23 protein-coding genes are annotated in these 26741 nt (G+C 71.2%); 17 read left to right on the top strand and 6 right to left on the bottom strand.

The features are described from left to right. Positions 1-277 precede the first annotated feature (277 nt). The 7 genes from DEI83_RS00935 (at position 278) to DEI83_RS00905 (ending at position 8105) form a co-directional block, all read left to right on the top strand. Positions 278-1606, top strand: coding sequence for a branched-chain amino acid ABC transporter permease (locus tag DEI83_RS00935; RefSeq protein WP_111079955.1), 1329 nt, complete (start codon positions 278-280; stop codon positions 1604-1606). Positions 1607-1618: 12 nt separating this feature from the next. After that, positions 1619-2605, top strand: coding sequence for a branched-chain amino acid ABC transporter permease (locus DEI83_RS00930; protein WP_111079954.1), 987 nt, complete (start codon positions 1619-1621; stop codon positions 2603-2605). Next, positions 2598-3560, top strand: a complete 963-nt coding sequence (locus tag DEI83_RS00925; protein WP_111079953.1) for an ABC transporter ATP-binding protein — start codon at positions 2598-2600, stop codon at positions 3558-3560. Before DEI83_RS00930 ends, DEI83_RS00925 begins: the two co-directional genes overlap by 8 nt. Positions 3561-3748: 188 nt before the next feature. Next, positions 3749-4474: an ABC transporter ATP-binding protein gene (locus DEI83_RS00920; RefSeq protein ID WP_111080112.1), complete on the top strand. Its 726-nt coding sequence runs from the start codon at positions 3749-3751 to the stop codon at positions 4472-4474. Positions 4475-4771: 297 nt separating this feature from the next. Next, the gene (locus DEI83_RS00915; protein ID WP_111079952.1) at positions 4772-4984 is read left to right on the top strand and encodes a hypothetical protein; all 213 of its coding nucleotides are present in this window, start codon (positions 4772-4774) and stop codon (positions 4982-4984) included. An 81-nt stretch (positions 4985-5065) separates the two neighbouring features. Continuing rightward, positions 5066-6184 carry a GuaB3 family IMP dehydrogenase-related protein gene (locus tag DEI83_RS00910; RefSeq protein ID WP_111079951.1) on the top strand — a complete coding sequence of 373 codons (1119 nt, stop codon included), beginning with the start codon at positions 5066-5068 and terminating at the stop codon, positions 6182-6184. Between the two features lie 64 nt (positions 6185-6248). After that, complete coding sequence (locus DEI83_RS00905) at positions 6249-8105, top strand: glycerol-3-phosphate dehydrogenase/oxidase (protein WP_111080111.1); 1857 nt, start codon at positions 6249-6251, stop codon at positions 8103-8105. 55 nt (positions 8106-8160) lie between these two features. Here DEI83_RS00905 and DEI83_RS00900 read toward each other — a convergent pair whose 3' ends face one another. Further along, the gene (locus tag DEI83_RS00900) at positions 8161-8652 is read right to left on the bottom strand and encodes a hypothetical protein (RefSeq protein ID WP_111079950.1); all 492 of its coding nucleotides are present in this window, start codon (positions 8650-8652) and stop codon (positions 8161-8163) included. 119 nt (positions 8653-8771) lie between these two features. On the opposite strand from DEI83_RS00900, the gene DEI83_RS00895 reads away from it, so the two are divergent. Genes DEI83_RS00895 through guaA form a run of 5 tightly spaced genes read left to right on the top strand, consistent with a single transcriptional unit; the run spans position 8772 to position 13606 of the window. After that, entirely contained in the window at positions 8772-9302 is a 531-nt protein-coding gene (locus DEI83_RS00895) for a cation:proton antiporter regulatory subunit (protein WP_110824193.1), read from the top strand. A 3-nt stretch (positions 9303-9305) separates the two neighbouring features. Further along, positions 9306-10733 carry a cation:proton antiporter gene (locus tag DEI83_RS00890; protein ID WP_111079949.1) on the top strand — a complete coding sequence of 476 codons (1428 nt, stop codon included), beginning with the start codon at positions 9306-9308 and terminating at the stop codon, positions 10731-10733. A gap of 5 nt (positions 10734-10738) precedes the next feature. Continuing rightward, positions 10739-11572 (top strand): SURF1 family cytochrome oxidase biogenesis protein, encoded by an 834-nt coding sequence (locus DEI83_RS00885; protein WP_111079948.1) that lies wholly within the window; start codon positions 10739-10741, stop codon positions 11570-11572. Positions 11573-11582: 10 nt separating this feature from the next. Then, entirely contained in the window at positions 11583-12029 is a 447-nt protein-coding gene (locus DEI83_RS00880) for a DUF3817 domain-containing protein (RefSeq protein WP_111079947.1), read from the top strand. Next, the gene (gene guaA / locus DEI83_RS00875) at positions 12026-13606 is read left to right on the top strand and encodes a glutamine-hydrolyzing GMP synthase (RefSeq protein WP_111079946.1); all 1581 of its coding nucleotides are present in this window, start codon (positions 12026-12028) and stop codon (positions 13604-13606) included. The genes DEI83_RS00880 and guaA overlap by 4 nt, the downstream gene beginning before the upstream one ends. Before the next feature lie 412 nt (positions 13607-14018). Here the strand turns inward: guaA and DEI83_RS00870 are convergent, their stop codons facing one another. Then, complete coding sequence (locus DEI83_RS00870; protein WP_111079945.1) at positions 14019-14933, bottom strand: Bax inhibitor-1/YccA family protein; 915 nt, start codon at positions 14931-14933, stop codon at positions 14019-14021. 274 nt (positions 14934-15207) lie between these two features. Between DEI83_RS00870 and DEI83_RS00865 the strand changes: the two genes are divergently transcribed. After that, positions 15208-16230 (top strand): glycerophosphodiester phosphodiesterase family protein, encoded by a 1023-nt coding sequence (locus DEI83_RS00865; RefSeq protein ID WP_111079944.1) that lies wholly within the window; start codon positions 15208-15210, stop codon positions 16228-16230. 35 nt (positions 16231-16265) lie between these two features. Further along, positions 16266-18728, top strand: coding sequence for an ATP-dependent helicase (locus tag DEI83_RS00860; protein ID WP_111079943.1), 2463 nt, complete (start codon positions 16266-16268; stop codon positions 18726-18728). An 8-nt stretch (positions 18729-18736) separates the two neighbouring features. Here the strand turns inward: DEI83_RS00860 and DEI83_RS00855 are convergent, their stop codons facing one another. Beyond that, positions 18737-19231, bottom strand: coding sequence for a GNAT family N-acetyltransferase (locus DEI83_RS00855; RefSeq protein ID WP_111079942.1), 495 nt, complete (start codon positions 19229-19231; stop codon positions 18737-18739). 116 nt (positions 19232-19347) lie between these two features. On the opposite strand from DEI83_RS00855, the gene DEI83_RS00850 reads away from it, so the two are divergent. The 3 genes from DEI83_RS00850 to DEI83_RS00840 are packed head-to-tail and all read left to right on the top strand — an operon-like array spanning position 19348 to position 24604. Continuing rightward, a complete protein-coding gene (locus DEI83_RS00850) occupies positions 19348-20880 on the top strand; it encodes a pyridoxal-dependent decarboxylase (RefSeq protein WP_111079941.1) in 1533 nt (510 codons plus the stop codon). Further along, a complete protein-coding gene (locus DEI83_RS00845) occupies positions 20877-22253 on the top strand; it encodes a lysine N(6)-hydroxylase/L-ornithine N(5)-oxygenase family protein (RefSeq protein WP_111079940.1) in 1377 nt (458 codons plus the stop codon). Before DEI83_RS00850 ends, DEI83_RS00845 begins: the two co-directional genes overlap by 4 nt. Then, the gene (locus tag DEI83_RS00840; RefSeq protein WP_111079939.1) at positions 22250-24604 is read left to right on the top strand and encodes a GNAT family N-acetyltransferase; all 2355 of its coding nucleotides are present in this window, start codon (positions 22250-22252) and stop codon (positions 24602-24604) included. Before DEI83_RS00845 ends, DEI83_RS00840 begins: the two co-directional genes overlap by 4 nt. A gap of 64 nt (positions 24605-24668) precedes the next feature. On the opposite strand, the gene DEI83_RS00835 is transcribed toward DEI83_RS00840, so the two are convergent. The 3 genes from DEI83_RS00835 to DEI83_RS00825 all read right to left on the bottom strand — a co-directional run bounded on the left by DEI83_RS00835 (position 24669) and on the right by DEI83_RS00825 (position 26522). Then, on the bottom strand, positions 24669-25304 hold the full coding sequence (locus DEI83_RS00835) for a pyridoxal 5'-phosphate synthase (protein WP_111079938.1): 636 nt from the start codon (positions 25302-25304) through the stop codon (positions 24669-24671). 73 nt (positions 25305-25377) lie between these two features. Continuing rightward, entirely contained in the window at positions 25378-26187 is an 810-nt protein-coding gene (locus DEI83_RS00830) for an oxygenase MpaB family protein (protein ID WP_181431017.1), read from the bottom strand. A gap of 29 nt (positions 26188-26216) precedes the next feature. Beyond that, positions 26217-26522, bottom strand: coding sequence for a hypothetical protein (locus DEI83_RS00825; RefSeq protein WP_111079936.1), 306 nt, complete (start codon positions 26520-26522; stop codon positions 26217-26219). Between the last annotated feature and the right edge of the window lie 219 nt (positions 26523-26741).

Here is a 26741-nt window from a genome sequence, read left to right as displayed (position 1 = left end):
CGCGCGCGCCATTCCGGCGGTCCCGATCGGCTGCTGTACCGGCCGGACGGGAGGCTCTCGGCTGGAAAGCAAATCGACGCGCCTGAGGAAGATCACGGTTCCGGCACGATTTGTGCAGGGAACGTGCCGGAAACACGGGGGACACAAAAAATCCCTAGGGTCCTCGACTATCCGAACGAGAGGCTCATCCGTGGGTTCCATCACTCCGCCGGGGTCAGCGCTGGCGCGCCGACTCCGCCGCGGGGCACCAGGCCGCCGTCGCCTGGTCCTCGCCGCCGTGCTCTTCCTCGCCTTCCTCGCCACCTTCGCGGTCGACTGGGCACTCTCGCCCGCGGCCGACGCGGCGACCAGCTCCCCGTCGGCCAGCAGCGCGCCCGCGAGCACCGGGCCCTGCGTGGTCAGCCCGACGAACGGCTGCATCCAGGGCACCATCCTCGACTCCGACCGGGAGCCGGCCGACGGCGTCGACGTGTACGTCACCGGACCGGGTTCCTTCGCCGGCTCCTCGACGACGAACGCCGACGGCCGCTGGTCGGTCAGCGTCCCGGAAGCCGGGTCCTACACGGTCAAGGTCGACCAGGACTCACTGCCGAAGGGGCAGTACCTCACCGACGCGAAGGACGCCGAGCGCACGGTGCAGGGCAACCTGAACGCCAACGCCGGCACGATCTTCCAGCTCTCCGACCAGGAGGGCGCGACCACCGACACCGGTGCCACCAGCGTCACCGCCGCACGGTTCTGGCAGCAGTTCGCCTCCGGCATCCGACTCGGGCTCCTCATCGCCCTCGCCTCGATCGGTCTGTCGCTGATCTACGGCACGACCGGCCTGTCGAGCTTCTCGCACGGCGAGCAGGTCACCCTCGGCGGGCTCCTCGCCTACGTCTTCGCGAACCAGCTCGGGTGGAACATCTGGCTCGCCGGCATCGTCACGGTGCTGCTCTGCGCGGCCACCGGGTACCTGCAGGACGCGGGCATCTGGAAGCCGCTCCGCAAGCGCCGGATCAGCCTGACCCAGCTGATGATCGTGACCATCGGCCTCTCGATCGCCGCCCAGTACGCGTTCCAGTACTTCTTCGGCGCCTCGACCGTCCGCATCCAGCAGGGCAACCCCGAGACCGTGACCTTCGCCGGCATCACCCTCACCGTGCAGTCCTACGTCGCCATGGGCATCGCGCTCGTCGTGCTCGTCGGCACCGGGCTGTTCCTCGCGAAGACCCGCTTCGGTCGGGCGACCCGCGCCGTGTCCGACAACCCGGCGCTCGCCGCGGCCTCGGGCATCGACGTCGACCGGGTGATCCGGTTCGTGTGGACCCTCGCCGCCGGCCTCGCGGGCCTGTCCGGTGTGATGCTCGGCCTCGTGCTGAACGGCGTCAACTGGCAGACCGGTCTGCAGCTGCTGCTCCTCATGTTCGCCTCGGTGACGCTCGGTGGTCTCGGGACCGCGTACGGCGCGCTCGTCGGCTCGATGATCATCGGCATCGTCGTGGAACTCACGAACCTGGTGCTGCCCGGTGACTTCAAGTACGCCACCGCCCTCGTCATCCTCATCCTCATCCTGCTGTTCCGGCCGCAGGGCATCTTCGGCCGTGCCGAGCGGATCGGTTAAGGGAGCACCCGCATGGACTACATCCTCCAACTCCTCAGCTCCCTCACGCAGGAAGCACTCGCCCCGACGACCGCGGCGTTCGCCCTCGCCGCGATCGGCCTCAACGTGCACTTCGGTCTCACCGGCTTGGTGAACATGGGCCAGGCGGCGTTCCTGCTGCTCGGCGCCTACGGCTTCGCGATCTCGATCTCGAACGGCCTGCCCGTCGGTCTCGCGGTGCTCATCGCCCTGGCCATCGCGATCGTCTTCGCGGTCATCCTCGGCATCCCGACCCTGCGGCTGCGCGGTGACTACCTGGCGATCGTGACGATCTCCGGCGCCGAGATCATCCGCATGGTCGGCCGCTCCAGCCTGCTCACCGACACCACCGGTGGCTCGAACGGCATCACCGGCTCGAGCTACCGCGAACCGTTCAACGCGCTGAGCTTCCTGCCCGACGGCACCACGACCATCCTGTGGTTCACGTACTCGAACAACGGCGTCAACGGATGGTGGATCCGCATCGTCGGCTGGGGTCTCGTCGCCCTGTTCACCCTCGTGCTGTTCCTCCTCATGCGCAGCCCGTGGGGCCGTGTCGTGAAGGCGATCCGCGAGGACGAGGACGCGGTCCGCTCCCTCGGCAAGAACGTCTACTCGTACAAGATGCAGGCGCTCGTCTTCGGTGGCGCGCTCGGTGCCCTGGCCGGGGTCATCTACGTCCTGCCGAGTTCGGTGCAACCGGACGCCATGGGCCGCTCGATGACCTTCTTCATCTGGACGGCACTCATCCTCGGTGGTGCGGCGACGGTGTTCGGGCCGGTGCTCGGCGCGATCCTGTTCTTCGTCGTCCGTCTCTTCATCCGCACGCTCGCGGGTGACTTCATCCCGAACTCGATCATGAGCGCCCAGCAGGCCGAGCAGTTCTCCTACGTGCTGGTCGGTGTCGCGCTCATGCTCCTCATCGTCTTCCGCCCACAGGGACTCCTGGGGAACAAGAAGGAGCTGACGTTCAGTGTCTGAAACCACCGGAACCACGCCCGGCGTCCCCACCGCCCTCACCGCGGTGCAGCACGCCCCCGGCTCGCCGAAGCCGGACGCCATCCTCACGGTCGACAACATCACCCGGCGCTTCGGCGGCATGACGGCGGTCGACGTCGACCACCTCGAGGTGCAGCGCGGCGCCATCACGGCCCTCATCGGCCCGAACGGCGCCGGCAAGACCACGTTCTTCAACCTGCTCACCGGCTTCGACAAGCCGACGAGCGGGAAGGAGGCGCGTTGGCAGTTCAACGGGAAGACGCTCGGCAACACCGGGGCCGCGAAGGTCGCCCGGGCCGGCATGGTCCGTACCTTCCAGCTGACGAAGGCGCTGTCCCGCTTGACCGTGATGCAGAACATGCTGCTCGGCGCGAAGGACCAGCCCGGTGAGAACTTCTTCGCCGCGCTGATCAGCCCGGTGTGGAAGAAGCGCGAGCAGGAGATCACCGCGAAGGCCGAGGACCTCCTCGCCCGCTTCAAGCTCCTCGAGAAGAAGGACGACTACGCCGGGTCGCTCTCGGGCGGGCAGCGGAAGCTCCTCGAGATGGCCCGCGCGCTGATGTCCGACCCGACGATGATCATGCTCGACGAGCCGATGGCCGGCGTGAACCCGGCGCTGACCCAGTCGCTGCTCGGGCACATCCAGTCCCTCCGCGACGACGGCATGACCGTGCTCTTCGTCGAGCACGACATGCACATGGTCCGGCACATCTCGGACTGGGTCGTCGTGATGGCCGAGGGCAAGGTCGTCGCCGAGGGCCCGGCTGCCACCGTCATGGACGACCAGGCCGTCATCGACGCCTACCTCGGCGCCCACCACGACACCGACCTCGGTGACGACTCGCTCCTCACCGAGGAGACCTACGAGGAGCTCGCCGACGAGGTCGCAGAAGAGGACGCGGCGGACGCCGCCGACGAAGGGAAGGCGACCCGATGACGGACGCGACGAACGGCACCGGCGCGGACCGGGCCTCCAGTGCGGAGCCCGCAGCGGTGGCCGTCACCCCGGGCAGCACGACCCCGGGCAGCACGACCCCGGGCAGCACGGCTCCGGGCAGCGCGACCGCGGCGACCCCGCGTGCCGCGACCGGCGGTGCCACCGCGGTGCAGGACCGCGAGCCGGTCATGCGCGCGGACAACCTCGTCGCCGGGTACCTGCCGGGCGTCAACATCCTCAACGGGTGCGACCTGGTCTGCTACCCGGGGGAACTCATCGGCATCATCGGCCCGAACGGCGCCGGCAAGTCGACGCTCCTCAAGGCGCTGTTCGGCCTCGTCAACATCCGCGAGGGATCGGTCACGCTGCAGGGCGAGGACATCACGAACCTCAAGGCGAACAAGCTCGTGCAGGCTGGCGTCGGCTTCGTCCCGCAGACGAACAACGTCTTCCCGTCGCTCTCCATCGAGGAGAACCTGCAGATGGGGCTGTACCTGCGGCCGAAGAAGTTCAGCGAGCGGCTCGAGGTCATCTACGACCTGTTCCCCGTCCTCGGGCAGCGCAAGGGCCAGCGGGCCGGGTCGCTCTCCGGTGGTGAGCGGCAGTCGGTCGCGATGGCCCGCGCGCTCATGATGGACCCGAAGGTGCTGCTGCTCGACGAGCCGAGCGCCGGGCTGTCGCCGGTGCGGCAGGACGAGACGTTCATCCGCACCCGCCGCATCAACAAGGCCGGCGTCTCGGTGATCATGGTGGAGCAGAACGCGCGCCGGTGCCTGCAGATCTGCGACCGCGGGTACGTCCTCGACCAGGGACGGAACGCCTACTCGGGCACCGGGAAGGAGCTCGCCGACGACCCCAAGGTCATCGAGCTCTACCTCGGGACGCTCGCGAAGGACGTCGACGCCACGAAATAGGGCGTCGACACCGCGGGTGCCGCTGTGGGGGCAGCATCCGCGACGGACGGGGCCGTGCTGGCTGCGCTTGCGCGCCGCACGGCCCCGCTCTCGTGCTCGGCAGGGACGAGGAGAGCCGTCGAGGCGCCTCCGTCAGTCCGCGACGCCCCGCGGTCACCGAGACGCCGAGGGATCCGGCGGCGTCTCGCGCACATCGCGGCGCCGTCCGCGGACAGGCGCGTCCCCTGCGACCGCGACCGGGCCTCCCGTCCGGCCGGGAGGCCCGCCCCGGCTTCGCCGGTCGGGTACCGTTCCAGCGTGCAACGCTTCGCCGACCGCGCGACGGACGCCCTGGTGTGGGTGGTGTTCGTCGTCCTCTTCATCGGTGCGGCCCTGCTCGTGAAGGTCGCCGCCGCGCTGCTCGTCGTGTTGGTCGTGCTGGCGCTGCTCCTGGGGCTGACGCTCCGGGTGCTCCGACGGACGCGCACGAACCGTGGCGCTCGTCCGCCCCGGCGCCGGGACCCGCGCTGACCGGTCCGGTCGATCGACTCCGCTGCCGCTCCCGACCGTCCGGCCGTGCCACCCGCGCACCCCGCCCGGTAGGGTTGGCGGGTGAGCGAAGTCGAGATCGGTGCAGGCAAGCGCGGACGTCGGGCGTACGCGTTCGACGACATCGCGGTGGTCCCCTCGCGACGGACGCGTGACCCGCGTGACGTCAACGTCCAGTGGTCGATCGACGCGTTCACCTTCGAGTCGCCGATCCTCTCGGCACCGATGGACTCCGTCGCCTCGCCCGCGACCGTCATCGAGATGGGTCGTCTCGGCGTGCTCGGGGTCCTCGACCTCGAAGGCCTCTGGACCCGCTACGAGGACCCGGAGCCGTACCTGGCCGAGATCCGCACGCTGACCGACGGCAACGTCACGAAGCGCATGCAGGAGATCTACGCCGAGCCGGTCAAGGCCGAGCTCATCACCCGCCGCCTGGCCGAGATCCGCGCCGCCGGGGTGCCCGTCGCCGGGTCGCTCAGCCCGCAGCGCACGGCCGAGTTCTCGCAGACCGTCGTCGACGCCGGCGTCGACCTGTTCGTCATCCGCGGCACCACGGTGAGCGCCGAGCACGTGTCGCAGAACACCGAGCCGCTCAACCTCAAGAAGTTCATCTACGAGCTCGACGTCCCCGTGATCGTCGGCGGTGCCTCCACCTACACGGCGGCCCTGCACCTCATGCGCACCGGTGCCGCGGGCGTGCTCGTCGGCTTCGGCGGTGGCGCGGCCTCGACCACCCGTGCCGCGCTCGGCATCCACGCGCCGATGGCGACCGCGGTCGCGGACGTCGCCGGTGCCCGTCGTGACTACATGGACGAGTCCGGCGGCCGGTACGTGCACGTGATCGCCGACGGCGGCCTCGACACCGCCGGTGACGTCGTCAAGGCGATCGCGATGGGTGCCGACGCCGTCATGCTCGGCACCGCGCTGGCGCGCGCCCAGGAAGCCCCCGGCGGTGGCTTCCACTGGGGTGCCGAGGCGCACCACCCGGAGCTGCCCCGTGGCCGCCGTGTCGAGGTCGGCACGATCGGTTCGCTCGAGAGCATCCTGAACGGCCCGACCCCGTCGTGGGACGGCCGCGCGAACCTCATCGGCGCCCTGCGTCGCTCGATGGCGACGACCGGATACTCCGACGTCAAGGAGTTCCAGCGAGTAGAAGTGGTCGTGGCGCCGTACCACCGCTGACGGCGGTGCGCTCGCGGACGTTCCGCGGGTGACGCTCCGGCGCCGCACGGCGACGGAGGCGAGCATGACAACGACGGTCACGAACGGTGCGGCCAGCACAGCGGGGTTCGACCCCTCGACGAAGCTCGGTCCCGATGAACGCGAGGCCGCGATCGAGACCATGAAGACCAGGGAGCTCGACGTCCTGGTCGTCGGTGGCGGCATCGTCGGCGGTGGTGCCGCGCTGGACGCCGTCACGCGCGGCCTGTCGGTCGGCATCGTGGAGGCCCGCGACTGGGGTTCGGGGACGTCCAGCCGGTCGTCGAAGCTCGTGCACGGTGGCATCCGGTACCTCGAGCAGCTCAACTTCACGCTCGTGCGCGAGGCCCTCATCGAACGCGGCCTGCTGCTGCAGCGCATCGCACCCCACCTGGTCAAGCCGGTCCGCTTCCTGTACCCGCTCAACCACCGCGTCTGGGAGCGCTTCTACATCGGCATCGGCATGGCGATGTACGACGTGTTCAGCTGGTCCGGCGGACGCCCGCCCGGCGTGCCGCACCACCGCCACCTCACCCGCACGCAGGTGCTCCGCTCGATGCCGTCCCTGAAGAAGGACGCGTTCGTCGGCGGCATGACGTACTACGACGCGCAGGTCGACGACGCACGCTACGTCGCCGCGCTCGTGCGCACCGCCGCCTCGTACGGCGCGCACGCCGCCTCCCGGGTCCGGATCGAGGGCTTCATCAAGGTCGGCGAGCGGGTCGTCGGGGCGCACGCGCACGACATCCAGACCGGCGAGCACTTCGACATCCGGGCGAAGCAGGTCGTCAACGCGACGGGTGTCTGGACCGACGACACCCAGGCGATGGTCGGCACCCGCGGGCAGTTCAAGGTCCGGGCGTCGAAGGGTGTCCACCTCGTCGTCCCACGCGACCGGTTCCAGTCGAACTCGGGCATGATCCTCCGCACCGAGAAGAGCGTCCTGTTCGTCATCCCGTGGGGTCGGCACTGGCTGATCGGCACGACCGACACCGACTGGTACCTCGACAAGGCGCACCCGGCGGCGACCGCGGCGGACATCGACTACATCCTCGAACACGTCAACAAGGTGCTCGCGGTGCCGCTCACCCGCGAGGACGTCGAGGGCGTCTACGCCGGCCTCCGACCCCTCCTGGCAGGGGAGTCCGAGGCCACGTCGAAGCTCAGCCGCGAGCACGTCGTCGCGCACACCGCTCCGGGCCTCGTCGTCGTCGCGGGCGGCAAGTGGACCACCTACCGCGTGATGGGCAAGGACGCCATCGACGAGGCCGCCGCCGCGATGGACGGCAAGATCCCGGAGTCGACGACGCAGGACATCCCGCTGCTCGGTGCCGAGGGGTACCCGGCTGCGTGGAACAAGCGGGCCCGCACCGCGAAGACGTTCGGCGTGCACAAGGTCCGGATCGAGCACCTGCTCAACCGCTACGGCACCCTGGCGACCGAGGTGCTCCAGCTCGTGCAGGACGACCCGTCGCTGGCCGAGCCGCTGCCCGGTGCTGACGACTACATCGGCGCCGAGGTCGTGTACGCGGCCTCGCACGAGGGCGCCCTGCACCTGGAGGACGTCCTCGCCCGCCGCACCCGCATCTCCATCGAGGCCTGGGACCGCGGCGAGTCAGCGGCGCCGGTGGCCGCGCGGCTCATGGCGGACGTGCTCGGCTGGGACCAGGAGACCACCGAGAACGAGGTGTCGAACTACCTCAAGCGGGTCGCCGCCGAGCGGGAGTCGCAGCTGCAGCCCGACGACGAGTCCGCGGACCGCGTGCGGCTGGAGGCGCCGGACATCGCGTTCGGGTTCGAGGAGGACGACGTCGTCGTCGGCGGTGGCCGCTCGAGCGGTGCCGAGGGTGCCACGGCGGACGACGAGCAGGTCGTGGGCGAGAAGACGACCGAGCCCAGCTGAGACGGCACGGACGCGGGGCCGGCACCGGCTGGTGTCGGGCCCTGCGTCCGACTGGCTAGGCGGCGGCGCGGGCGCGGCGGAGGGTCTGCACCATCGTCACGACGAGCACCGCCGGGATCGCGACCAGGGCCGCCAGGCTGGTGCCGTACAGGAGGCCCGCCCACGGGCCGTGTGCACCGCCGGCCACCCCGAAGGCGTCGGCCACGTCCATGCCGAGGAAGAAACCCGACTGGAAGGTCGCGACGGCACCGAGTGCGAGCAGAGCGAGGTGGCACACCGCGACGACCGGTGCAGGCATGCGCTTCCAGAGGGCGATGACCGTGACCGCCACCGCGAGGGCGACCCCGATGCCGGCCGTCACCAGCACCCCGACGACGTCCTGCCGGGAGTCCATGCCGATCGCGTCGACGCCTGCGTAGACCTGCGCGAGCGACTTCCCGGGTACGGCGGCGAGCGGGTCGAGCACGAGGGCGTCCACGGCGAGCAGTGCGGCGTAGGCGGTGACGACGAGCGCACCGGTCACGGCGACGACGGTCCTGGCGGTCATCCGGCCATCCTGGTCAGGCGGGGTGGACCGCCGCGTCCACCGCCGGGATGACCTGTGGAGAACGGAATGGCCGAGCCCTCCCGGTGGTTAGCATGGGTGTCCTGGGAAAGGGAGCCATCATGGTCGACGTCCATCGCGTCAAACTCCCCGGCGTCGGCGTGCTGCACAGCTTCTACACCGACGACGGTGGCAAGTGCGGTGTCATCACGCACCGGTCGGGTCACTCCGACCTCATCTCGTTCGCGGACGTCGCCGACGGCGCGGACAAGTCCGAGAAGGTCTCGCTCCGCCTGAGCGAGGACGAGGCGCACACCCTCGCCGAACTGCTCGGCGGCACCCGGATCACCGAAGGCCTCGACAAGCTCGACGAGATCCCCGGCCTCTCCATCGACTGGTTCAGCGTCGACTACGACGACGCCATCGCCGGCAAGCCCCTCGGTGACCTGCACGACTCCGGCTTCATCGGCCTGACGGTCGTCGCGGTGGTCCGCGGCGACAGCGCCAACCCGGCGCCCTCGTCCGACTTCGTCGTGTTCCCCGGGGACACCATCGTCGTCGCCGGGGCGCCCGAGAAGGTCGCGAAGGCGTTCTCCTTCTACCGCAGCGGTCAGCTGGCAGCAGCCGCTGCCGAGGCGCCGCCCGGGAGCTAGCGGATGCACCTGGGTGGTGAGCTGCTGACCATCGGCGGCCTGTTCCTCATCGCCTACGTCCTCGGACGTCTCGGCAAGACCATCGGCCTGCCGGCGATCCCGGTCTACATGGTGGTCGGGCTCATCGCGAGCCCGCACACCCCGTGGATCGGGCTGAGCGTCGAGTCCCACACGATCGAGCTCATCGCGACGTTCGGGCTCATCCTGCTGTTGTTCAACCTCGGGTTGGAGTTCGACCAAGAGGAGTTCTACGGCAACGCCGGCAAGCTCCTCGTGTCGGGCGGCACCTACGTCGCCATCAACATGGGCGTCGGGTTCGCGTTCGGGTTCTCACTCGGATGGGGCACGCGGGAAGCCCTGATCATCGCGGGGATGACGGCGACGTCGTCGAGCGCCATCGTGACGAAGCTCCTCATCGAGCTCCGGCGCCTGGCGAACGACGAGACACCGATGATCCTCGGCGTCACCGTCATCGAGGACGTCTTCATCGCCGTCTACCTGGCGATCGTCTCCGTGGTGCTCTCCGGCGACACGAACATCTGGGCGGTGATCGGGAAGCTCGCGCTCGCGTTCGGGTTCCTCATCGTCATGTTCAGCCTGGCGCGCTGGGGCGGCAAGCAGGTGTCACGCATCTTCGCGACCCGTGACGACGAGCTGTTCACCGTGCTGTTCTTCGGGCTCGCGGTGATGTTCGGCGGCATCGGCGACCTGCTCGGCGTGACCGACGCCATCGGGGCGTTCGTGATCGGCCTGCTCTGCGGGGCCACGCGCTACCGCGACCGCATCGAACAGCTCGCGCTCCCGATGCGCGACGTGTTCGCGGCGTTCTTCTTCGTGAACTTCGGCCTCGGGCTCGACGTGTCGACCTTCGGCGAGGTGCTCTGGCCCGTCGTCGCTGCCATCGGCATGACCGTCGTGCTCAACGCCGTCGCGGGGCAGCTCGTCGCCCGGATGAACGGCTTCAGCGTCCAGCAGGGCATCAACACCGCGGTCATCCTCGTCAACCGGGGCGAGTTCGCGCTCATCCTCGCGACGCTGTCCGCGGCGGCCGGACTCGAGGAGCGCATCACCGCCTTCGCCGGTCTCTACGTCCTCATCATGGCGGTGCTCGGTCCGCTGCTCGCGGTGAACTCCGACCGCATCGGGCGACTCGTGCTCCGGCCCGGCCGAGTGCGGAAGCTCCGCGGCCGCGAGCTCGCGGCAGCGCAGGCCGCCGCCGAGCGCAAGGCCGAGCGCGACCGCCGGTTCGCCGAGGAGATCGCGCTCGTGGAGGCCGCGGGCAGGGAAGAGCGCGAGAATGGGGAACCGGAGACGACGCCGACGCGCGAACAGCCGGCCACCCCGGAGCCCGTGAGCGCGAGCACGTCGTCGATCGAGATCCCCGCCGAGCGTCCCGAACGCCCGGTCCGACCACGCGATCCGGAGTACTGACACGCATGTGGGCCGTTGCACGACGTCCGAGGTGGATCGCGCTGCTGCTGTTGGCGCTGGTCCTGGCGGGCGTCTTCGCCGCCCTGGGCAAGTGGCAGCTCGAGCGGAGCATCGAGAACGGCAAGCCGCTGCCGGCCGGCACCGAGACGCGGCGCTCCCTCGACGAGGTCACGACGCCGGAGAAGCCCGTGGGCTCGACGCTCGCGGGGCAGAAGGTCACGGTCTCCGGGCGCTTCGTCCCCGGTGACACCACGGTCCTCACCGGCCGGAGCGGGGGCGGGACCTACCAGTCCGTCGGACACCTGGTGGACGACGCGACGGGGGCGAGCCTCCCGGTCGTGATCGGGTGGTCGGACCGGCGGTCGGCCGCGGTCGCCGGGGGCGACCGCCTGGCGGACGGCGCGAGCATGACGGTCGAGGGCCGGTACTACCCGGCGGAGTCGCCCGACCAGGACTCCTTCGAGGAGGGGGAGTACTCGGCCGTCGCGCCGGCGCGGTTCGTCAACACGTGGAAGGCGTTCGACGACCGGATGTACGGCGGGTACGTCGTCGCCGGTGCGGCCGTCGCGGATGCCGCCGACCTCGGCACCATCGCCGACCGGGCCCCCACGCGCGAGGTCCAGTTCGACTGGCTCAACCTGTTCTACGCGGTCGAGTGGGTCGTCTTCGCCGGCTTCGCCGTCTTCCTTTGGTACCGCTTCGTGAAGGACGCCTGGGAGCGCGAGCAGGACGAGGAGCGCGAGGTCGCCGAAGCAGCCGCCGGTGGCGCCGTCGGGGACGAGACGCCCGCCGACGAGGCTGCTGTGGACGACGCCCGGGCCGAGCCGGGTCGCCGGTAGGATCGACGGCATGGCTCTGACCGTCCGGACCCGCGACATCCCGAAGATCCCCGGGGCCGTGCGGTTCTACCGCATCTCCGCGTACATCACCGGTGTGCTGCTGCTGGCCCTGATCGTCGAGGTCGTCATCAAGTACACGCCCATCCAGCGTGAAATGCAGCTCGGCGGGGGAGCGTTCTTCGTCCCGAACGGCACCGCCGGCGAAGCACCCGGCACGTTCAACCTGTCGGTCGCGATCCTCATCGCCCACGGCTGGCTGTACGTCGTCTACCTCTTCGCCGACTTCCGCCTCTGGAGCATCATGCGCTGGCGGCCGACGCGTTTCCTGCTCATCGCCCTCGGCGGGATCATCCCGTTCATGTCCTTCGTGGTCGAGCACCGCATGCAGCAGGCCGCCATGACCACCTACCACGAGCTGACCGCGCAGCAGTCGCGGGAGAAGGAGAGCGCTCGGTGAGCGAGACCGAACAGCGTCCCGTCCTCGTCGTCGACTTCGGTGCGCAGTACGCGCAGTTGATCGCACGACGGGTCCGCGAGGCCAACGTCTACAGCGAGATCGTCCCGCACTCCGCCACGGCGGACGAGATCCGCGCGAAGGACCCGGCCGCGATCGTCCTGTCGGGAGGCCCGTCCTCCGTCTACGAGGACGGCGCACCGTCCCTGGACAGCGAGATCCTCGACCTCGGCGTCCCCGTGCTCGGCATCTGCTACGGCTTCCAGGCCATGGCGAAGTCGCTCGGCGGCGAGGTCGCGAACACCGGCCTCCGGGAGTACGGCGCCACCGACGTGACCGTCAGCGGGACCGACAGCGTCCTGCTCGGCGGACAGCCGGCTGCGCAGACCACCTGGATGTCGCACGGTGACGCCGTGTCGAAGGCCCCGGAGGGCTTCGAGGTCCTCGCCTCCAGCGACTCGACCCCGGTCGCGGCCTTCGCCTCCGACGAGCGCAAGCTCTACGGCGTGCAGTGGCACCCCGAGGTCAAGCACTCCGCGTTCGGCCAGGCCGTGCTCGAGAACTTCCTGCACCGTGCCGCCGGGCTGCCGGGGGACTGGAACTCCGCGAACGTGATCGAGGAGCAGGTCGAACGCATCCGCGCGCAGGTCGGGTCCTCCCGCGTCATCGCCGGGCTCTCCGGTGGCGTCGACTCCGCCGTCGCCGCGGCGCTCGTGCACAAGGCCGTCGGCGACCAGCTGACGTGCGTGTTCGTCGACCACGGGCTCCTCCGCTCCGACGAGCGCAAGCAGGTGGAGGAGGACTACGTCGCCTCCACCGGCGTCCGGCTCGTCACGGTCGACGCCCGCGAGCAGTTCCTCGACGCCCTGGCCGGCGTCAGCGACCCGGAGCAGAAGCGCAAGATCATCGGGCGCGAGTTCATCCGCACGTTCGAGGCCGCGGCCGAGGCGCTCGTGCTCGAAGCCCGCGCGTCCGACGGCGACGCCGAGGTGAAGTTCCTCGTGCAGGGCACGCTCTACCCCGACGTGGTCGAGTCCGGCGGTGGATCGGGCACCGCGAACATCAAGTCGCACCACAACGTCGGCGGACTGCCCGACGACATGACGTTCCAGCTCGTCGAGCCGCTGCGCACCCTGTTCAAGGACGAGGTCCGTGCCGTCGGCCGCGAGCTCGGGCTGCCCGAGGTCATCGTCGGTCGCCAGCCGTTCCCCGGCCCGGGGCTCGGCATCCGCATCGTCGGTGAGGTCACGGCCGAGCGCCTCGAGATCCTGCGCGCGGCCGACGCGATCGCCCGCGCCGAGCTCACCGCAGCCGGCCTGGACGACGAGATCTGGCAGTGCCCGGTCGTCCTCCTCGCCGACGTCCGCTCGGTCGGGGTCCAGGGCGACGGTCGCACGTACGGGCACCCGATCGTGCTCCGGCCGGTCTCGTCCGAGGACGCCATGACGGCGGACTGGACGCGCCTGCCGTACGACGTCCTCGCGAAGATCTCGAACCGCATCACGAACGAGGTGCGCGACGTCAACCGGGTCGTGCTCGATGTCACGTCGAAGCCGCCGGGGACGATCGAGTGGGAGTGAGTCTCCCCTGAACGCCCGAGGGCCCGGTACGCACTGCGTACCGGGCCCTCGCTCGTTCTGCCGGGCGCGGCTCGCGGCTCCCGGCCCGCGTCTCCCGGCCCACGTTCCCCGGCGCGCCGTGGTTCCACGACTCGCCGCCCGCGGTCGTCCTGGTTCCGAAAGGGCGGCATCTCGACGAGCGAGGTTCCGCGATCGCGGAACCGGTGCCGCCGGGGCCGCGCTGTGCCTCCTGGCCGGTGGCTCGCCCAGCTACCCGTTGCCGCCCGTCGAGGTTCCAGGGCGTACCGCGTGCGGTCGCCCCGGTTCCAGGATCGTGGCATCTCGGCGCGCGAAGTTCCGTCATCACGGAACCTCTGGGGGGGGAAACGACGGAGGGCCCCGGCGACTGCCGGGGCCCTCCGAGTGCTGCGAGCTAGTTGCGCGAGCTGCTGGCGATGATCGCCAGGATGCGCAGGATCTCGAGGTACAGCCAGACGAGCGTGACGATGAGGCCGAACGCCGCCGTCCAGGCGTAGATGCGGGGAGCGCCGCGCTCGACACCGGTCTTGATCTGGTCGAAGTCGAGGATGAGCGAGTACGCCGCCATCAGCACCACGAAGATGCCGATCAGGACGCCGAGCGGGATGCCGAACACCGTGACGCCGAGGAGGCCGAAGGCGCTCTGCGTCACACCGGTGAACATCAGCACGATGTTGACGAGCGAGAACGCCATGTAGCCGACCATCGCGACCAGGAAGAACCGGGTCAGCTTCGGCGTGGCACGGACCTTGCCGGACGAGAAGAGCAGGAGCGTCACCGCGAAGACACCGAGTGTGCCGAACACCGCCTGCGTGACGATGCCGTCCCACATGGTGTTGTACATGCCCGAGATGCCACCGACGAAGAGGCCTTCGAAGAAGGAGTACGCCAGCACGAGGCCGGGCGACGGCTTCTTCTTGAAGGTGTTCACCAGTGCGAGGACGAACCCGACGAGCGCCCCGACGATCCAGACCACCGGCGGGAGGTTCCACCCGGCGACGGCACCGACGATGAGCACGCCGAACGCCAGGAGCGTCTTGACGATGGTGTCCTCGTACGACATGCGGTCCGTGTCGACCTTGTTCGCCGACGGGCGGTCGTACATGTCACGCAGCTGGTCGGGTGACAGCCCGGGCTGCTGCGGCGCCTGTCCCCAGCCGGTCTGGCCGTACGGCGCCTGCGGGTAGCCGCCCTGCTGGGGGTACCCCTGCTGCGGGTAGCCCTGCTGTGCGTTCGAGCCGGCGCCCCATGCGTTCCGGCCCGCGTCGTTGAAGGCGGGGGACTGGTCGAAACCGGGCTTGAAGGCCATGGTGTCCTCTGATTCCTCTGGTGTGGAGTCGTGGAGCCGGTACCCGGATGGCATCGGCTCGTGGGCTCGGGAAGGAGTGCGGCGGAGCCGTTCCTTCGTGTCCTCACAGCGTACGGGCCGATCGGGCCCGATGGCTGTGGATTCGCGGGAAGCGGAACGTCTCCGGGTCCTCCTACCGGGGAGCCTATTGGCGCTCGCTGTCGGTCCACCGAGGGATCTCCGCAGGCTCGCTGAACGTCCACGGTGTTCATCAGCACTCCGTATCGTCGCCTGCATGCAGCCGCTCGTCATCGCCCACCGCGGCGCCTCCGGGTACCGCCCCGAGCACTCCCGCAGCGCCTACGAACTCGCGATCGAGTTCGGCGCGGACGCCGTCGAGCCGGACCTCGTGCCGACGAAGGACGGCGTCCTGGTGCTCCGTCACGAGAACGAGGTGTCCGGCACCACGGACGTCGCGGACCGCCCGGAGTTCCGGGACCGCCGGACGACGAAGACGATCGAGGGTCGACGACTGACCGGCTGGTTCACCGAGGACTTCACGTGGGAGGAGCTGCGCACCCTGCGGACCCGTGAGCGCCTGCCGGAGCTGCGCCGGGCCTCCCGTCAGCACGACGGCGAGGACACCGTCCTGCGCCTGGAGGACCTGCTCGCGATCCTGGACGCCGCCCCTCGCCGGGTCGGCCTGGTCGCCGAGGTCAAGCACGCCAGTGCCTTCGCCGCGGCGGGGTTCCCGATGGCCCCGCTCCTCGACGGCGTGCTCGGCGCCGCCGGGTGGCGCGGGGACGACCGGCTGACGGTCGAGTCGTTCGAGAAGGGCGTCCTGCGCGAGGTCGCCGCGCTCGGCACGGGCGGGCGGCTGGTGTACCTCCAGGAGGCCCGTGGTGCGGCCGCCGACGAGGTCGCCTCCGTCGGGTCCGCCGCCCCGACGTACGCCGCCGAGCGGTCTGACGCCGCGCTGGCCCGACTCGCGACCGAGTTCGACGGCGTCAGCGTGGACCTGCCGACGCTGATGGCCGGTGTCGACTCCCGTGCCCTCGACGACCCCGGCCCCGTGCGGAGCGACGTCGTCGAGCGGGCCCACGCCGTCGGCCTGGCGGTGTACACGTGGACGCTCCGCCCGGAGAACCGCTTCCTGCCGGCGGTGCTCCGACGTGGTGGCGACCTGGCGGCGTACGGCGACTGGGAGCGGTGGTTCACATCGGTCGTCCGGACCGGTGTCGACGGCGTGTTCGCGGACCACGCGGACCTCGCGGTGCGCGCCCGATCGCTCGTCGCGGAACGAGCCTCCGGAGCCTGATCCCTGTCGGGGGTCGCGCCTAGACTGTCCCGGACATGACGATCGTGCTCGACCCCTTCGACTCGACGCCCGGCCGCACCGACGGTCCCGGCGCCGGTGACCGCGCGTACGAGGACCCGTTCACCGCGGGTCTGAACCCGCAGCAGAAGGAAGCCGTCGAGTACCGCGGTGAGTCGCTGCTGATCGTGGCGGGCGCCGGTTCGGGCAAGACCAGCGTGCTCACCCGGCGCATCGCGCTGCTCCTGGCGAACCGTGAAGCCTGGCCGTCGCAGATCCTCGCGATCACGTTCACGAACAAGGCCGCCGCCGAGATGCGTGAGCGGGTGCAGGCCCTGGTCGGGCAGGCGGCCGAGGGCATGTGGATCTCGACGTTCCACTCGGCGTGCGTGCGGATCCTCCGGCGCGAGGCCGAGCGGTTCGGGTTCCCGCAGTCGTTCACGATCTACGACTCCGCCGACTCGCGTGCGCTGCTCAAGCGGATCATCAAGGACCTCGAAGCGGACTCCCTCGGGCTGACCGTCGGTGCCGCGGCGTCGAAGATCTCGAAGCTCAAGAACGAGCTGCAGGACATCGACACCTACGCGCGCAACATCAACACGGACGACCCGCAAGAGGTCATGTTCACCGAGGTGTTCCGGCGGTACACGAGCGAGCTCCGCCGGGCCAACGCCTTCGACTTCGACGACCTCATCGGGCAGACCGTGTTCCTGTTCCGGGCCTTCCCGGAGATCGCCGCGCTCTACCAGCGCCGCTTCCGGTACGTCCTGGTGGACGAGTACCAGGACACGAACCACGCGCAGTACGCCCTCATCCGCGAGCTCACCCGTCCGGTGCCCGTGGATCAGGTGGACAAGCTCGAGGACGCCGGTCAGCACGTCGAGCGGATGCGGGAGACCGACGGGTCGATCGCGCCGGCGTCGCTCACGGTCGTGGGTGACTCCGACCAGTCCATCTACGCCTTCCGCGGGGCGGACATCCGCAACATCGTCGAGTTCGAGCGGGACTTCCCGAACTCGAAGGTGATCCTGCTCGAGCAGAACTACCGCTCGACGCAGAACATCCTCGACGCCGCGAACGCCGTGATCGCGAACAACTTCGACCGGCAGGCGAAGAACCTGTTCACGGACGTCGGAGCGGGCGAGAAGATCGTCGGCTTCACCGGGTACACCGGCCACGACGAGGCGCAGTTCGTCGCCGACGAGATCCAGCGTCTGCACGAGGACGGCATGGACTACCGCGACATGGCGGTGTTCTACCGGACGAACTCGCAGACGCGTGCACTCGAGGAGATCTTCATCCGCGCCGCCATCCCGTACCGGGTGCTCGGCGGCACGAAGTTCTACGAGCGCGCCGAGATCAAGGACGCGATGGCGTACCTCATCACCGTCGCGAACCCCGCTGACCCGCTGTCGCTCCGTCGCATCCTCAACGTGCCGAAGCGCGGGATCGGTGCGGTCACCGAGACCGCGCTGCAGCGGTACGCCGACGAGCACGAGGTCTCGATGCGCGAGGCCCTGCGGCACGCCGACGAACTCGGCTTCGGGCCGAAGGTGCGCACCGCGATCACCTCGTTCGCCGGGTTGCTCGACGAGGTCGCCGCCAAGGCCGGGGAGCAGCCGGTGGTCGACACGTTGACGCAGCTGCTCGACGGCTCGGGTCTGCTCGAACAGCTCCGCAAGTCGCCGGACGCGCAGGACGCCGCCCGCGCGGACAACATCGACGAACTCGTCGCCGTGACGCGTGAGTTCCAGAAGAACAACCCCGAGGGGACGCTCTCGGACTTCCTGACCGAGGTCTCCCTGGTGGCCGCGGCGGACGAGCTCGACGACTCCTCGGGAACCGTGTCGCTCATGACCCTGCACACCGCGAAGGGCCTGGAGTACGACGCCGTGTTCCTGACCGGCGTGGAGGAGGACCTGCTCCCGCACCGGATGTCCGCGAACGAGCCGGGCGGCCCGTCCGAGGAACGCCGGCTGTTCTACGTGGGCATCACCCGCGCGAAGAAGGTCCTGTTCCTGTCGCTCGCGATGACCCGAGCCCAGTTCGGCGACGTCAACGTGGCGATGCCCTCGCGCTTCCTGCAGGAGATCCCCGAGGGACTCATCGAGTGGAAGCAGTCACCGGGGATGGCGAACAGTCGCGGCGGCACACAGCCCCGCGCGCTCAACGCCAAGCGCGAGGGCGGCTTCGGCGGCGGTGGCACCGGTGGCGGCGGCTACCGCGGTGGTGGCGGCTGGGGCGGCGGGTCCTACGACCGGGCAGCCGCCGCGGCCAAGACCAAGCCGAAGACGGAGTGGGCGAACCGGGTGTCCGGGCAGGTCCGGGACAACGGCGACATGGAGCTGGCTCCGGGGGACCGGATCTCGCACGTCGACTTCGGGCAGGGGACCGTCTCGGCGGTGACCGGTCAGGGCGCCAAGCGGATCGCCGAGATCGCGTTCGACAGCGCCGGGCGGAAGAAGCTGCTCATCAAGATCGCGCCGATCGAGAAGCTCTAGCCGACGGCTCAGCGCACCATCCGGGCGGCGAGGAGTGCATGGTCGCCCAGCCGTTCGGTCTTCGTCGTGCCGTCGCGGCGGAACCCGTTCCGGCGGTAGAAGGCCTGCGCCCGGGGGTTGTCGTCGGCGACCCAGAGGTACGCGGGCGCGTTCCCGAGTGCGGCGTCGAGGAGCAACTGGCCCGCGCCGGAGCCGTACACGGCCGCCAGGACGTAGATGCCCTCGAGCTCGCGATCGCGGACGGGGTGCTCGTCGCGCCCGGGGCCTGCGGTCGCCCAGCCCACGACGGACCCGTCCTGTTCCGCGGTGACGACCGTCACGTCGGGGTCCGCGATGATGCGTCGCCAGCGGGTGGTGCGCGCGACGGGGTCGAGCGACGCGAGGAACGCGGCCGGCAGCAGGTGGGCATACGCCTCGCGCCAGGCCTGTACGTGCACGGCGGCGATCCCCGGCGCATCCGCGTCGACGGCGGGCCGGACGGTGACCGGTGGTACGAGCCCCATGCCCCGACCGTACCGGGAGCGTCTGCCCGACCTCTCCTCGAGGGTCGCTCGCGTCCGCCACGCCCGGTACCCCGGACGGGTGACAGTGAAGGCAGGTGAGGTTAGCCTCACCTAACATGACCTCGCTCGACACGACTCCGCTCGACATGATCAGCCCCGAGACCGCGCAGCACTACCGGGAGGCCGTCGGCGCGACCGTCGACCGGCTCGCGGACCGCATCGCCGTCGCTGCGCTCCCGACGACCGACACCCCCGCGGCGGACCTGCACGAGCGCGTGGCCGCGGTCGACCTCGACGGACCGGCACTCGGCACGGAGCGTGCGCTCGCCGAACTCGACGAACTGTTCGTCCGCGAGGCCGTCTGGTTCCACACGCCCGGGTACCTCGCACACCTCAACTGCCCGGTCGCCCTGCCCGCGGTCGCCGCGGAGGCCGTGCTCGCCGCCGTGAACCCGTCGGTCGACACCTGGGACCAGTCCCGTATCGGCACCGACATCGAGCGGCACGTGGTCGACTGGCTCGCCCGGCGGATCGGCTTCCGGGCGGGCGACGGCGTCTTCACGTCGGGCGGCTCGCAGTCCAACCTGCAGGCCCTCCTCCTGGCGCGGGAGGCCGCGACGGCCGACACCGCGACGGCGGCACCGACCGCGACGGCGGCACCGACCGCGACGGCCGCGACCACGACGCTCGCTCCCGCGCTCACCGACCTGGCCGTGTTCGCCACCGCCGAGACACACTTCAGCGTCCGCAAGTCCGTCCGCCTGCTCGGCCTGCCCGACTCCGCGGTCGTCGACGTCGAGACCGACACGGCCGGCCGGGTGCTCCCGTCCGCACTGGCCCTGGCGATCGCCGACGCCCGTGCCGACGGCCGCACCCCGATGGCCGTCGTCGCGACCGCCGGCACGACCGACCGCGGGGTCATCGACCCGCTGGCGCCGATCGCGGACGTGTGCGACCTCGAGGGCGTGTGGCTGCACGTCGACGCCGCCTACGGGTGCGGTCTGCTCGTGTCCCCGTCGCGACGGCACCTGCTCGACGGCATCGAGCGTGCCCGCAGCGTCACGACCGACCTGCACAAGTCCTTCTTCCAGCCGGTGTCGTCGAGCGTGCTCGTGGTGCGGCACCCGGCGGACCTGCGCCGGGCCTCCTGGCATGCGGACTACCTCAACCCGGAGGACGCGACCGAGCCGAACCAGGTCGACAAGTCGCTGCAGACCACCCGCCGGTTCGACGCGCTGAAGCTCTGGGCGACGCTGCGGGCCTCCGGTGCGGACGCGATCGGGCGGGCGTTCGACGCCGTCGTCGACCTGGCCGCGGAGACGCACGCGATCGTGCAGGCCGACCGGGACCTCGTCCTCGTGGCGCCGACACAGCTGAGCACGGTCCTGTTCCGCTGGCAGCCGGCGGGGGTCTCCGACGAGGAGTCGGACGCGATGGTGGCGCCGCTCCGCGCGGCACTGCTGGCGGAGGGGCGGGTGCTCATCGCGAAGACCGTGATCGACGGGCGGCCGTGCAACAAGCTGACCCTGCTCAACCCGGCGACGACGGCCGAGCAGATGCGCGCCTCCCTCGACCACGTTGTGGCCACGGCGGAGCGCCTGCGTGCCGCGTCGTCCCAGCCGACCGTGACCGGCGGAGCCGCACGATGAGCGCCGTCGACGCCGCCGCCACGACCCCCGTGCACGACGTCGTCGGGATCGGCATCGGCCCGTTCAACCTCGGGCTCGCCTGCCTGACGAACCCGGTCGCCGACCTCGACGCCGTGTTCCTCGACGCGCGCGACGGCTTCGCCTGGCACCACGGCATGATGCTCGACGACGCGACGATCCAGGTGCCGTTCCTCGCCGACCTCGTCACGATGGCGGACCCGACCTCGCCGTTCTCGTTCCTGGCCTGGCTCAAGGAGACCGGTCGGCTCTACCCCTTCTACATCCGCGAGGACTTCCACCCCCTGCGCCGCGAGTACGACGCCTACTGCCGCTGGGCTGCCGACCGGCTCGACTCCCTCCGCTGGGGACGCCGGGTGGTCGCGGTCGAGCACGACGCCGAGCAGGACCTGTTCACCGTGCACGCCGAGACGGCGGACGGCCCGGAGACGTACCGGGCCCGGCACGTCGTGGTCGGCGTCGGCACCGAGCCGTCGGTGCCCGCCGCACTCCGCGACCTGGACGGCCCGGTGCTGCACTCGGCCGACTACCTGCCGAACCGGGACGCCCTCCGCAGCGCCGGGTCCGTCGCGGTGATCGGCAGCGGCCAGTCCGCCGCCGAGGTCTACCGCGACCTCCTCGAGGGCATCCGCGACGGCGGGTACCGCCTGGACTGGATCACCCGGTCGCCGCGGTTCTTCCCGATGGAGGACACCAAGCTCACCCTCGAGATGACGAGTCCGGAGTACACCGACCACTTCCACGCGCTGCCCGAGCACGTCCGGGACCGTCTCGGCCGCGAGCAGCGCGGGCTGTACAAGGGCATCAGCGCGGACCTGGTCAGCGAGGTCTACGACGCGCTGTACCGGATCAGCGCCAGGGGTCCGGTCCCGACGACGCTGCGCACCGAGACGAGCGTCACCGCCGCCAGGTGGGACCCCGACCGCGCGGTGTACCGGCTGACCCTCCGACACGAGCAGCTCGGCGAGACGTACGAGCACGAGGTCGAGCGGCTGGTCCTCGCGACCGGTTACGCGCCCCGGCCACCGCGGTTCCTCGATCCCGTCGCGCACCTCGTGACGCGTGACTCCCGCGGCCGGTTCTCGGTCGCCCGGGACCACCACGTCGACACCCTCGGGGGCCGGATCTGGGTGCAGAACGCCGAGGAGCACACCCACGGCCTGACCGCACCGGACCTCGGCATGGGGGCGTGGCGGAACGCGTCGATCATCCGGTCCGTCACCGGGCGCGAGGTCTACGGCCTGGAGGCCCGGATCGCCTTCCAGGAGTTCGGTCTGCCCGCCTCGGTCCGCGCCGAGCGCGCGGGGCACGGCGAGCATGCGGTGCGCGGGGAGCGCGCGGAGGTGCGCGCATGAGCGCGGTCCAGCACGACCGGACCGTTGTGGCGGAGGCGCTGCCGGGCCTCCTGTCCGTGGTGCCGGTGGACCCGGAGCGGGACGCCGCCCGCGTGCAGTCCTGGCTCGCGGCACCGCCGTCGTCGTGGTGGGGCATGCAGCACGTCGACCTCGGCGGCGTCACGACCTACCTCGGCGCGGTGCAGAGCGACCCGGCGCAGGACGGCTGGCTCGTGCTGCGCGACGGTGCCCCGTGCGCCTACGTCGAGACGTACGACCCGGCAGCGGTCCTGCTCGTCGACGTCTGGGACGCCCGTCCCGGTGACGTCGGCATGCACCTGCTCGTCGCCCCGCCTCCCGTCGGTGGCCGGGTCCACGGACTCACCAGCGCCGTGATGCGCGCCGTGGTCGAGCACTGCCGGGACGCCCTCGGGGCCCGGCGCGTCGTCGTCGAACCGGACGTGCGGAACACCGCGGTGCAGACGAAGAACGCCGAGGTCGGGTTCCGTGCGCTCCGCGAGGTCGACGTGGACGGCAAGCGCGCGCTGCTCTCGGTGCTCGACACCGCATCGATCGGCATCCCCGACGACGACGGCCCGGCCGCGCACCTCCGGCCTGAGCACCTGGTGGTCGCGCAACGACACCTGGTGGCGAAGGCCGTCGCGGAGTTCACGCACGAACGACTCGTCACACCGCGGCCGGACGGCGACGGGTGGCTGCTCGACACCGGCGGCTCGCGCTACCGCTTCCGGGCACGGCAGCACCAGCTCGAGCACTGGTCCGTCGACGAGCGCACCCTGACGCGGGAGTCCGCCTCGGACGACCCCGTGCCGCTGCCGCTCGACGCGCAGGAGCTGGTCCTCGAACTCCGCGACGTGCTCGGGATACCGGACACCCTGCTCGGAACGTACCTGGAGGAGGTCGCCTCGACGCTCGCCAGCGCCGCCGCCAAGCACCGCCGCGGGGGACCGTCGGCGCGGCAGCTCGCCCGCGGCCGACGGGACGGGGACGTCGTCGCCGGATTCCAGGACATCGAGGCGGCGATGACCGAGGGGCACCCGGCATTCGTCGCGGCGAACGGGCGGATCGGGTTCGGCCTCGACGAGTACCGGGCGTACGCACCGGAGTCCGGCGGCCGGTTCCGCATCCGGTGGCTCGCCGCCCGTCGGGCGCACACGCACCTGGCGCTCGCCGCGGACCGGACCGAGGCGGAGCACTGGGCCGCGGAACTCGGGGCCGACACGGTCGCCGAACACCGCCGGACGCTCGCCCGCCGCGGCCTGGACCCCGACGACTACGTCTGGCTGCCGGTCCACCCCTGGCAGTGGCAGCACCGCATCGCCGTGACGTTCGCGCCCGACCTCGGACGGCAGGACCTCGTCGACCTCGGTGAGGGTCCGGACCTGTTCCAGCCGCAGCAGTCCATCCGCACCGCCTTCGACCGCAGCCACCCCGAGCGCTCGTACGTCAAGACGGCACTTGCGGTGCAGAACATGGGGTTCCTGCGGGGCATGTCACCGGCGTACATGCGCTCGACCCCCGCGGTGAACGACTGGGTCGCGTCGCTCGTGGCGGCCGACACCACCCTGTGGGACGCCGGGTTCCGGGTGCTGCGCGAACACGCGGCGATCGGGTACACCGGCGACGCGTACCACCGCGTGGACGTCGCATCGCCGCAGCGGAAGATGCTCGCGGCGCTGTGGCGGGAGAGCCCGGTGCCACGGACGGCTCCCGGGGAGCGGCTCATGACGATGGCGGCACTGCTGCACCGGGACGCCGACGGGCGTGCGGTCGCAACCGAGCTCGTGCGGGCCTCCGGGCTGGACGCGGCGACGTGGGTGCGGCGCTTCCTCGACGCGTACCTGCGGCCGGTCGTGCACTGCCTGACCGTGCACGACCTGGCGTTCATGCCGCACGGCGAGAACCTGGTGCTCGTCGTCCGCGACGGTGCCGTGACCGGGGCGTTCATGAAGGACATCGGCGAGGAGGTCGTGGTCCTCGGGGAGCACGACGACCGCCCGGTGCCCGAGGACATCCGCCGCATCGTGCACCCGGTCGACGACGACGAGGCGGCGCTCGCCGTGTTCACCGACGTGTTCGACGGGGTGCTGCGCTTCCTGGCGGCGGTCCTCGACGACGACGGGGTCCTGCCCGGGGACCTCTTCTGGCGGCTCGCCGGCGAGTGCGTCGACCGGCACGCGGCGGAGCACCCGGACCGTCGGCGTCCGCTCGACCTGCGGGTGTCCACGTTCGAGCACTCGTGCCTCAACCGGCTGCAGCTGCGGAACACGCTGACGATGGTCGACCTGGCGGACCAGTCGTCCTCGCTCATCCGGGCGGGGGTGATGCCGAACCCCATCGGACGGGGCTGACCCGCCGCGTCGCCGCGCGACCGATCGGCGGTGCCGGGGCGGGGCGCCTCTGGCGGGCGCGGCGCTAGGGCTGGAGGCGGGTGGCCGACCAGTCGCCGTGGGCGCGTGCGTACTGCAGGCGGCGGTGCATCCGGTCGCGGCTGCCGTGCCAGAACTCGACGAGGTCGGGCTCGAGGCGCCACGCGACCCAGCCGGCCGGGCGCGGGACGTCGTCGTCGGACTCGTCGAGCAGCACGTTCGCGTCGTCGATGAGGTCCTGCAGCGTCCGGGGCTCGAGCACCGCGGACTGGTCGGCGACGGCCGTGGCGGCGCGCGACTTCGGCGACCGGTCGGCGAAGAGCGCGTCGGACTCCGCGTCGGAGAGCTGCACGGCGCGGCCCTCGAAGCGGAGCTGCTGCATCGTCTCGCGCCAGTACACCTGCAGGGCGGCGTGCGGGTTCTCCGCGAGCTGCCGTCCCTTCGGGCTGAGCGTCGAGGTGCCGAACACCAGGCCGCGGTCGTCGATCCGCTTGACGTCGACCGTCCGGGCACCGACGCGGCCGTCCGCACCCGCGGTGGCCAGCGTCATCGAGAGCGGCTCGGAAACCTCGTGCTCGCCGGCCTGGTCGAGCCACGTGCGGGCGAGGTCGAGCGGGTCCGCGGGCGGCGCGTCGAACTCGGGCAGGAGCAGGGAGTCGTCACCGGACAGGGAGGAGGACATGGCCCCACTCAACCGCGGTCCGCGTCCCGACGTCCAGGATCGCGGGGGACGCGGCGCCGCCGGGACGGACGGCTCAGGCCCGCGCGTGCCGGGCCGCGGTGCGGTGCATCGCCCGGAGCAGCAGCGGCCCCGGCAGGCGCAGCAGGGCCCCGGGCAGGACGGTGCGGAGCGCCCGGAGCGCCGACAGGGTCCGCCGGTAGCGACGCTCCTCGCGCGGGCCCCAGGCGAAGCCGTACGCGGTCCGGACCGGCTCCGGCAGCATCCCGACGGTGACGATCCGCTCGACGGGCATCGCGGCACGCACCCACCACGGGGCGGCGACCGGGTGCAGCAGGTCACGGACCACCCCGCGAGCCTCGTCGGTGACCTGCAGCCGGGCGAGCGTGTCGGTCCAGTACGTCTCGAACGCGGCCACCGAGCCCGGCCACCGCTCCGGCGGCACGCGGAGGGCGGTGGCGATCGGGGCGTAGGCACGGAGGACCGCTTCCGCGCGCTCGGCGTCGACGGGATCGCCGAGCAGCCGGTGGGTCAGGAGCGCGGAGTCGTACAGGGTCGCGGCCACCCAGAGCTGACGGTCGACGTCGTCCGCGCCCGCGACGGGCCGGTGCGCGTGGTGGACGAACGCGGCGGCGACGGCGGCGTCGTGCGGGGTCCCGACCACCACCGCGTACACGTACATCAGGGTGTGCGCGAGGCGCTGCTGCGGCCGTCGCGCGAAGTCCGAGTGCCGCCGGACCCCCGCCGCCACGACCGGGTCGGCGATCTGCAGCAGGATCGCGCGGCCACCCGCCACGACGGGCGTGCTGTCGGCGAGGAACCGACGGAGCGCCGGATCACGGTCGTGACCACGCGGCCGGAGGGAGGCCCGGCACACGTCGTGCACCGGACCTCCCGTCCGTCGACCGGTCACGGTCAGAGCGGCTTCGTGCCCAGGTCGCCGCCGAGGTCGGGACGGTCGTCGCCCTGCTCCCACAGGTCCGGCGAGCCCTCGCGCGGGGCGCCACCGGTGGGGCCGTCGTCGGTGCCGTCGCCGAGCTGCGGCTCGGCGGTCTCGCCGGCGACGGCGTCGTTCGTCACGGTCTCGAGCGCCTCCTCGGCGGCGTCGGTCTCGTAGGCGCCCACGTACTCGCGGTCCACGTCGTCGGCGCGGCCTTCGTCGTCGGAGTCGCTGACGCCGTCGCTGAACTCGTCGCCTGGGGTGATGCCGGGGTCGGACATGTGTCGCTCCTGTCGATCGTGTTGCGTGCTCGTGCGTGGTGCCCGTCGCGTCGTACGTGCCCGGACCGGCCCACGGTTCCTTGCTACCCGGATGCCGGTGGGAACGTCCGTGGTGCCCGGGGGACGGCGTGACGCGGCCGGACGGGTGACGGTCGGACGTGCCGGTTCGCACGCCGTTCACCTGCGGGTCACCGTCAGGTCATCCCCGCGGTGTCTACT

This window comes from Curtobacterium sp. MCBD17_021 (genome assembly GCF_003234525.1).
In the GTDB taxonomy this organism is placed as follows: Bacteria; Actinomycetota; Actinomycetes; order Actinomycetales; family Microbacteriaceae; genus Curtobacterium.
The sequence above is the reverse complement of the archived record's forward strand: the minus strand, read 5'-3'. Positions and strand labels throughout refer to the sequence as shown.

Coding starts and splice junctions, on each gene's coding strand:
- DEI83_RS00930 (WP_111079954.1), top strand. CDS start 1,619: ATGGACTACATCCTCCAACTCCTCAGCTCCCTCACGCAGGAAGCACTC.
- DEI83_RS00900 (WP_111079950.1), bottom strand. CDS start 8,652: ATGACCGCCAGGACCGTCGTCGCCGTGACCGGTGCGCTCGTCGTCACC.
- DEI83_RS00845 (WP_111079940.1), top strand. CDS start 20,877: ATGAGCGCCGTCGACGCCGCCGCCACGACCCCCGTGCACGACGTCGTC.
- DEI83_RS00825 (WP_111079936.1), bottom strand. CDS start 26,522: ATGTCCGACCCCGGCATCACCCCAGGCGACGAGTTCAGCGACGGCGTC.
- DEI83_RS00850 (WP_111079941.1), top strand. CDS start 19,348: ATGACCTCGCTCGACACGACTCCGCTCGACATGATCAGCCCCGAGACC.
- DEI83_RS00855 (WP_111079942.1), bottom strand. CDS start 19,231: ATGGGGCTCGTACCACCGGTCACCGTCCGGCCCGCCGTCGACGCGGAT.
- DEI83_RS00865 (WP_111079944.1), top strand. CDS start 15,208: ATGCAGCCGCTCGTCATCGCCCACCGCGGCGCCTCCGGGTACCGCCCC.
- DEI83_RS00905 (WP_111080111.1), top strand. CDS start 6,249: ATGACAACGACGGTCACGAACGGTGCGGCCAGCACAGCGGGGTTCGAC.
- DEI83_RS00890 (WP_111079949.1), top strand. CDS start 9,306: ATGCACCTGGGTGGTGAGCTGCTGACCATCGGCGGCCTGTTCCTCATC.
- DEI83_RS00920 (WP_111080112.1), top strand. CDS start 3,749: ATGCGCGCGGACAACCTCGTCGCCGGGTACCTGCCGGGCGTCAACATC.
- DEI83_RS00895 (WP_110824193.1), top strand. CDS start 8,772: ATGGTCGACGTCCATCGCGTCAAACTCCCCGGCGTCGGCGTGCTGCAC.
- DEI83_RS00835 (WP_111079938.1), bottom strand. CDS start 25,304: ATGTCCTCCTCCCTGTCCGGTGACGACTCCCTGCTCCTGCCCGAGTTC.
- DEI83_RS00860 (WP_111079943.1), top strand. CDS start 16,266: ATGACGATCGTGCTCGACCCCTTCGACTCGACGCCCGGCCGCACCGAC.
- DEI83_RS00870 (WP_111079945.1), bottom strand. CDS start 14,933: ATGGCCTTCAAGCCCGGTTTCGACCAGTCCCCCGCCTTCAACGACGCG.
- DEI83_RS00880 (WP_111079947.1), top strand. CDS start 11,583: ATGGCTCTGACCGTCCGGACCCGCGACATCCCGAAGATCCCCGGGGCC.
- DEI83_RS00840 (WP_111079939.1), top strand. CDS start 22,250: ATGAGCGCGGTCCAGCACGACCGGACCGTTGTGGCGGAGGCGCTGCCG.
- DEI83_RS00885 (WP_111079948.1), top strand. CDS start 10,739: ATGTGGGCCGTTGCACGACGTCCGAGGTGGATCGCGCTGCTGCTGTTG.